We start from the raw sequence: 7,502 nt of genomic DNA, 5'->3' as shown, positions 1-7,502 counted from the left end.
ATCCACGCCGGGCGCCCGTGATGACCTAGGTCTCAGCCCTTCGTCAGGACCGAGGTGCGCTCGGGATAGGGCAGGGTCGGGGTGAGCCCGGCGTGGATGGTCTCCTTCAGCCCCGAGGCGGCGATGGCGTCGACGTAGCGCTTGCGGCGGCTGTTGTCGAAGACGATGATCCCGCCGGGAGCGAGCCGATCCTTGGCCTTCTCCAGGCACGCCTCCCGGGCACGCCCGTCGATCACCACGAGGTCGAACTCGCCGTCGACGTCGTCGATGGAGTTGACGTACGCCTGGAAGTCGAGGCCCGCGTGGCCCTCCTTCTGGGACGGGAAGACCGGGTTGTCGCTGGCGACCGGCTCGATGACCCGCAGCGAGATCTTCTCCTCGCCGGCGAGCTCGGCCTGCATCATCTCGCCGAAGCCCTTGTGGTGCTCGACAGAGTGGATCTCGTCGGCACGGCGGGAGAGCCAGATGGTGGACGCGCCGGAGCCGTACTCGTAGACCCGGATCGGGTGCTCACGCTCCCCCAGCCAGGCGTCGACGGCGGTGATCGCGTCGTAGGTCCACCACGGCACGTCCAGCTTCGCCATCGCCAGGGAGTCGTAGACCTTGGTGAGCGAGTGGGCCCAGTGGCGCCAGCGCTGCTCGACCGGCGGCGCGGTCTCCTTCGCGAGTCCCGTCTTCGTCAGCCCGCGACCGACGGCCTTGAGGGAAGCGGCGTAGGACTGCTTGGCCAAGGAAAGCGGGGAACGGCCTGAGGTGGACATTGATCTCCAGAGAAAGAATGGCGGACTGCACGTGAGACGATACCGGCGAACCGTGCCCGTTACTCGGAACGTTCTGCCAAACGCTTGGTGAGTCGCGCGAGAACATCCGGGGGCAGGAAAGCGGACACATCCCCACCGAAAGTGGCCATCTCCTTGATCAGGCTGGAGGAGACCGCGGCCCAGCGCGGGTCGTTGAGCAGGAAGACCGTCTCGACCCTGGTCATGTGGGCGTTCATCTGCGCCATCGGCGCCTCGTACTCCAGGTCGGGCGCGCCGCGCAGCCCCTTCACGATCGCCTGGGCGTCGATCTCGACGCAGAAGTCGGTGACCAGACCGGTGAACGCCTGGACCCGGACGTTGCCCAGCGGGGCGGTGATCTCGGAGATCATCTCCATCCGCTCCTCGGGCGTGAACAACCGCTTCGACTTCGAGGGGTTGACCCCGACGGCGACGACGACCTCGTCGAAGAGCGCCGAGGCGCGGGTGAAGATGTCGAGGTGGCCGAAGGTGGGTGGGTCGAACGACCCCGGGCACACCGCGCGACGCGTCATTGCTTCTCTCTCCTTGGATGTCAGCCGGGTTCAGTCCGGCGCCGTGCCGTACCAGAGCGTGGTCTCGCCGTACTTCTTCGACCTCTGGTCGGTGAACCCGTCGGGCCACACCGGCTCCGGGCTGCGCGCGGACCGCTCGACGACGACCAGGGCGCCCGGCACCAGCCAGCCGTGCTTGACCAGCAGCGCGATGTCCTCGGCGACCGCGTCGTCCGAGAGCGGGTAGGGCGGGTCGAGGAAGACCAGGTCGTAGGGAGCCGCCGGCGGTGTCACCAGGGTGCTCGCGACGGTCGCCGCGACCACGTTGGCCCGTGGGAAGCCGAGCTCCTTCGCGTTGGAGCGGATCACTCCGGCCGTACGCCGGTCCGACTCGACCAGGGTCACGACGCCGGCGCCGCGGGACCAGGCCTCCAGCCCGACCGCGCCGGTGCCGGCGTAGAGGTCGAGGAAGCGCAGCCCGGCCAGGGAGCCGTAGGCGGACTCGATCGCCGAGAAGAGCGCCTCGCGGACCCGGTCGGTGGTAGGACGGGTCCGCACCCCTCTGGGAGCGAGTAGGCGCCGCCCTCCTGCGACGCCTCCGATGATCCGAGTCATTGGGACACCTTAGGACTTTTCCAAGTAGTCGGCCGAGGCGGACTCCTCGATCTCCGCGACCCGCTCGGCCAGGAGCGGCGCGCTGGTGAGCTCGACGTCCTTCTCCAGGAGGGACTCGGCCGCCTCGCGGGCCTGCAGGATCGTCTCCTCGTCGCGGAGCACCCGCAGGCTCTCCAGGCTCGACCGCCGACCCGACTGGGAGGCGCCGAGCACGTCGCCCTCGCGACGCTGGTCGAGGTCGACCCGGGAGAGCGCGAACCCGTCGGTGGTCCCGGCGACCGCGTCGAGACGGGTGCGGGCCGGGGTGCCGGCCTCGGCGTGGGAGACCAGCAGGCACAGACCGTGCAGCCCGCCTCGGCCGACTCGGCCGCGCAGCTGGTGGAGCTGGGAGACACCGAAGCGGTCGGCGTCGAGAATGACCATGGTGGTGGCGTTGGGTACGTCGACGCCGACCTCGATCACCGTGGTGGCGATCAGCACATCGATGTCCCCGGCAGCGAAGGCGCTCATCGTGCGCTCCTTCTCCTCGGCCGGGAGCTTGCCGTGGAGCTTGGCGACGTTCAGCCCGTGCAGCGGCCCGGTGGTCAGCTCCTCGGTGACCTCGTCGACGGCGGAGAGCTGGCCCTTGGCGGAGGCGACCTCGTTGCCGTCGGCGTCGAAGTCCCGCTGGTCGCTCTCGCCCTGCTCGGACTCGTCGCCGCTGATCCGCGGCGCGACGACGTAGACCTGGTGGCCCTTCTCGACCTCTTCCCGGACACGCTCCCAGACCCTGGTGATCCACCCGGGGTGGTCGACGAGCGAGACCAGGTTGGTCTGGATCTCGGCGCGTCCGGCCGGGAGCTCCGTCAGCGTGGAGACCTCGAGGTCGCCGAAGACGGTCATCGCGACCGTGCGCGGGATCGGCGTCGCGGTCATCACCAGCAGGTGGGGCGGGGTGCCGGCCTTGTCGGTCAGGGCGGCGCGCTGTTCGACGCCGAAGCGGTGCTGCTCGTCGACGACGACCAGGCCGAGGTCGTCGAACATCACCTGGTCCTGCAGCAGCGCATGGGTGCCGACGACGATCCCGGCCTCGCCGGTGGCGATCCGGCTCAGCGGCCCTTTGCGCTGGGTCTTGGTCATCGAGCCGGTGAGCAGCTCGACATGGGTCTGCTCCTGGTCACCGGCGAAGAGCCCGCCGGCCATCCCGCTGGCGGCCAGGTCTCCGAGCATCGCGGTGATCGAGCGGTGGTGCTGCTGGGCGAGCACCTCGGTCGGCGCCAGCAGCGCGGCCTGGCCGCCGGAGTCGACGACCCGCAGCATCGCCCGCAGCGCGACCAGCGTCTTGCCGGAGCCGACCTCGCCCTGGAGCAGGCGGTTCATCGGATGGGGCTGGGCCAGCGCGGTCTCGAGCTCGTTGCCGATCGTCTCCTGCCCCTTGGTGAGGGTGAACGGCAGTCGCTCGTCGAAGGCCTCGAGCAGGTGGTGGACCCCGCCGGTACGGGCGGTGGTGCCCAGCGCCTGCAGAGCCCTCCTCCTCCGACCGAGGACCAGCTGCAGCCCGAGCGCCTCCTCGAACCGGAACCGGTGCTGGGCGCGCTGGACGTCCTTGGGCTCATGAGGCGCGTGGATCAGATCGAGCGCGTCGCGCAGCCCCGGCACGTCGTACGTCTCCCGCAGCTGCTCGGGGAGCACGTCGGTGACGTCCTCGACGACCTGCCGGGCGAACCGCACCGCGCGCATGACGTCCCAGTGCTGGAGTCCCGCGGTGAGCGGGTAGATCGGGAAGAGCTCGGTCAGCTCCTCGACCGCCATCTGGTTGTCGGCCGCCTCAGCGGCGTTCTCGGAGTCGGAGGGGTCGCCGAAGACAACCATCTGCGGGTTGGCCAGCTGCCACTCGCCGCGGAACGAGCCCGCCTTGCCGACGAAGACCCCGCGGGTGCCCGGCGCGAGCACGCCGCGGCGCCACTCGGCGATCCGCTGGGACTTGGAGAAGAAGGTGAGCTGCAGGTCGGCGGCGCCGGCCTTGAGCTGGGTCTCGACACGATAAGCGGGCCGGCCGGTGCGGCGGTCGGTGTGTTGGCGCACCACGCTGCGGACGACCTCGCCGAGCACGGTGAGCATCTCGCCCTCGTGCAGCTGTGGCGTCTGGCTGAGGTCGGCGGTGCGCAGGTAGCGCCGCGGGAAGTGGTAGAGCAGGTCGCCGACGGTGCGCAGGCCGAGGCCCTTGGTGAACTTCGAGGCGTGCTTGCTGTTGCCCAGCACGGACTCGATCGGCGACTCGAGGGTGATCGCCACCGTCTCTTCTCCTCTACTCGACCGACATCAGGAGGGGGTAACGCTCCTGGCCTCCGTCGTACACCATCACATCAACGGCCGGATGGTTGGCAGCCAGCCACGCCGCGACGCCTTGGGCGAGCTCGCCGGTGGGGTCCTCCAGGCCGGAGACCAGCGTGACCAGCTCGCCGCCACCGCCGATGAGCCGGGCGAGGACGTAGGTCGCGCATGTCTCCAGGTCTGGGCCGACCTTGACGAAGTCGCCGTCGAGCACCCCGAGCGCATCGCCCGGCATACACGGCCCCGCCATCGTAATCGCTCGGGTGTTCGAGATGGTGACGGCGCCGTGCCGCGCGTGTCGCGCGGTGGCGGTCATCTCCAGCACGTCCTTGTCGAACTTCCGGCCGGGCTCGTGGACCGCGATCGCGGCCAGGCCCTGCACCTGGCTGCGGGTCGGGATCACCGCGACGTTGATGTCGAGGTCGTCCTCGGCGGTGCGAGCGGCCGCCTCGGCCGACTGCCGGGTCGGGGCGTCGTTGGGCAGCACGATCACCTCGGAGGCGCCGGAGGCGGTGATCGCCTCGAGCAGCTCCGAGGTCGTCGGCCGTCGATGCGGGCCGCCCTCGATCACGATCGCGCCGGCGCCACGGAAGAGCTCGGCCAGACCCGGCCCGGCGGCGAACGCGATGACCGCCCGGCCGGTGCGGGTGCCGTGCCGGTGGGCCTGGCCGGCGATCTGCTCGGCGAAGTGGGTCACGTGGATCCGATGGGGCCGCCCGGCAGCGATCCCGGCCTCGATCGCGGCGCCGACGTCGTCGACATGGACGTGGACGTTCCAGATGCCCTCGCCGCCGACGACGACCAGCGAGTCGCCCAGCGGCTGGAGCCGCTTGCGGAGATCGGGGATGGCGGCGTCCTCGGCGTCGAGCAGGTACATCACCTCGTACGCCGGGCCACCCGGCTCCAGGGCGTGACCATCTGCCCCGCCCAGACCCGCCGGGATCGGGATGGGAATGTGCGGGGCCGGCGCCTGGGGGCTCGGACGGCGCCCGGTCAGGGCGGTGTCGAAGGCGTCGAGGAGCACGCAGATGCCGCGACCACCGGCATCGACCACCCCGGCAGCGGCCAGCGTCGGCAGCTGCTCCTGCGTACGGGCGAGGGCGGCGCGGGCCGCGCTGGCGGCGACCGACATCACATCGCGGGTGCGTGCGGTGTCGTCGATCTCCACGCAGGCCTCGGCGGCGTCGGCCGCGGCACTGAGCACGCTGAGCATGGTGCCCTCCTGCGGCTCCCCCACCGCGGCGTACGCGGCGTTGGCGGCCTTGCGCAGGGCGTCGGCGAAGACCGTGGCTGTGCGCTCGTCCTCGGTGGCCTGGATCAGGCGGCGCAGCAGGGCTCCGATCATCTCGGCCAGGATCACCCCCGAGTTGCCGCGGGCACCCAGCAGCGCGCCCCGCGAGAAGGCGCGGAGCCCCTCGCGCCAGTCGGGGCCGGTGAACTCGCGCAGCCGGTCGCGCGCCGCGGCGATGGTCAGGTAGAGGTTGGTGCCGGTGTCGCTGTCGGGCACCGGGAAGACGTTGAGCGCGTCGATCTCCTCACGGTGCGACGCGAGCGCGTCGGTCGCCAGGTCGCCGAACCGGCGGAACAGATCGAGCTTGACCTCGGCCACGCTGCCCTCCCTACTCCTCGACACCCTGCATGCAGCCAGACACGTGACGCCGGACACACTTCCCGGTATCGCGGCCCCAAGGTTAGGCGGTGCCTGGGTACGGGGTAAACGACGGGTGAACAAATCCAAGGCTGCAGCAAAGACACGAGCGAGTAACAAGTTCTGCCGCGTCGCGCCCTGCGGCGATGACGATCCGTCCCTAGTGTGGACACTTCCCTACGCGAAGGACTCACGGATGTCGATCCCGACCCCGACCCCACGCGCTCGTCGCGTCGCCGAAATCTTCGACTTCTCCACCGGCCGCGGACTGGAGATCGGACCGCTGCACATGCCGCTGGTCCCCCGCAGCACAGCAGACGTGTCCTATCTCGACCTCTACGACCGCGAACGGCTCTACGAGACGAACAAGATCAACCCCCACATCACCCACGAGACCATCCCCGACATCGACTATCCGATGTGGGACGGCACCCGGATGCGTACGCTCGAGGAGGCCGCCAAGGAGGGCGCCCCGTTCGACTGGGCGCTGGCCAGCCACGTCGTCGAGCACGTGCCCGACCTGATCGGCTGGCTGGGGCAGGTCGAGGCCGTCGTCGCCCCCGAGGGGGCGCTCGTCCTGGTCGTCCCCGACCGGCGCTACACCTTCGACGCCCACCGCCCGCCGACGACGATGGGCCAGATCCTGCACGCCCACGACACCGGCGACGTCGTCCCGTCCGTGCGCGCGGTCTTCGACCATCACCGCTTCGCGGTCAACGCCGACCCCAAGCGGCTCCATCACCGTGGCCCCAGCGAGGCCGAGACCTGCGTCCACGACCTCGGCTACACCAAAGACCAGGTCGAGCGGGCTCGTCGCGGCGAGTACGTCGACTGCCACGTGTGGACCTACACCGACCGTTCGTTCCCCGAGATCATCGCCGAGCTGCGCCGTCTCGGGCTCACCGGCTGGTCGGTCGAGAAGATCCTGCCCGTCCCCGACAACGACATCGAGTTCTACGTCGTCCTGCGGCGCGGTCTCTCCCCCGACCTCCCGGAGACCCCCGGACTTCCCGACTGGGTCGAGCACGGCCTCGAGCTGCGCGACGAGGTCGCCCGTCTCCGCGACGTCGTCGCCGACCAGCGCCGGCGGCTCGAGTCTCAGCGCAAGCAGCTGGCCGGACAACGCTCCGAGATCGACGATCTGCGGGGGTCCAAGCGGTGGAAGCTGGCCACCGCGCTCGCGGCTCCGCTCGACCGATGGCGCGATCGCCGCTCCGGCGACTGACGATTTCGCCGGGCACAGCCCGACGGGCTACGCTTGTTCGGTTGTCTCGGCTGGGCAGCCGTTCATCGCGCCCGCCGGCAATATCTATTCGACCTCGATCATCTATTCAACCTCAGGAGTTCACGGTGGCTGCCGTCTGCGACATCTGCGACAAGAAGCCGGGCTTCGGCAACAACCGGCCGTGGTCCAAGAAGGCGACCAAGCGCCGCTTCGACCCCAACATCCAGCGCGTCCGCGCCGTCATCGGCGGCACCCCGAAGCGCATGAATGTCTGCACGACCTGCATCAAGGCCGGCAAGGTCGCTCGCTGAGCTGATTCTTCGTCGAAGGCCGCTACCCCTCGGGGTGGCGGCCTTTGTCGTCGGCGGGTCTTGGTGTTGGTTCGTCTAGGTATGCAGCCGAACCGTCAC

Annotated in this window: 7 protein-coding genes; 2 read left to right on the top strand and 5 right to left on the bottom strand. The window is 70.0% G+C overall.

What is annotated here, in order from left to right:
- Positions 1-32: 32 nt before the first annotated feature.
- The 5 genes from ACFVJS_RS24860 to ACFVJS_RS24840 are packed head-to-tail and all read right to left on the bottom strand — an operon-like array spanning position 33 to position 5,828.
- Positions 33-761, bottom strand: coding sequence for a class I SAM-dependent methyltransferase (locus ACFVJS_RS24860; RefSeq protein WP_378886029.1), 729 nt, complete (start codon positions 759-761; stop codon positions 33-35).
- A gap of 59 nt (positions 762-820) precedes the next feature.
- Positions 821-1,312 carry a pantetheine-phosphate adenylyltransferase gene (gene coaD, locus ACFVJS_RS24855; protein WP_378886027.1) on the bottom strand — a complete coding sequence of 164 codons (492 nt, stop codon included), beginning with the start codon at positions 1,310-1,312 and terminating at the stop codon, positions 821-823.
- A gap of 30 nt (positions 1,313-1,342) precedes the next feature.
- Positions 1,343-1,906 (bottom strand): 16S rRNA (guanine(966)-N(2))-methyltransferase RsmD, encoded by a 564-nt coding sequence (gene rsmD, locus ACFVJS_RS24850; protein WP_378886025.1) that lies wholly within the window; start codon positions 1,904-1,906, stop codon positions 1,343-1,345.
- 9 nt (positions 1,907-1,915) lie between these two features.
- Positions 1,916-4,180 (bottom strand): ATP-dependent DNA helicase RecG, encoded by a 2,265-nt coding sequence (locus ACFVJS_RS24845; protein ID WP_378886023.1) that lies wholly within the window; start codon positions 4,178-4,180, stop codon positions 1,916-1,918.
- Between the two features lie 13 nt (positions 4,181-4,193).
- Complete coding sequence (locus ACFVJS_RS24840; RefSeq protein WP_378886021.1) at positions 4,194-5,828, bottom strand: DAK2 domain-containing protein; 1,635 nt, start codon at positions 5,826-5,828, stop codon at positions 4,194-4,196.
- A gap of 235 nt (positions 5,829-6,063) precedes the next feature.
- Between ACFVJS_RS24840 and ACFVJS_RS24835 the strand changes: the two genes are divergently transcribed.
- Positions 6,064-7,092, top strand: coding sequence for a class I SAM-dependent methyltransferase (locus tag ACFVJS_RS24835; protein ID WP_378886019.1), 1,029 nt, complete (start codon positions 6,064-6,066; stop codon positions 7,090-7,092).
- Positions 7,093-7,217: 125 nt separating this feature from the next.
- Complete coding sequence (gene rpmB / locus ACFVJS_RS24830; RefSeq protein ID WP_183546560.1) at positions 7,218-7,403, top strand: 50S ribosomal protein L28; 186 nt, start codon at positions 7,218-7,220, stop codon at positions 7,401-7,403.
- Positions 7,404-7,502 lie beyond the last annotated feature (99 nt).

This window comes from Nocardioides sp. NPDC057772 (assembly GCF_042798075.1).
In the GTDB taxonomy this organism is placed as follows: domain Bacteria; phylum Actinomycetota; class Actinomycetes; order Propionibacteriales; family Nocardioidaceae; genus Nocardioides.
The sequence above is the reverse complement of the archived record's forward strand: the minus strand, read 5'-3'. Positions and strand labels throughout refer to the sequence as shown.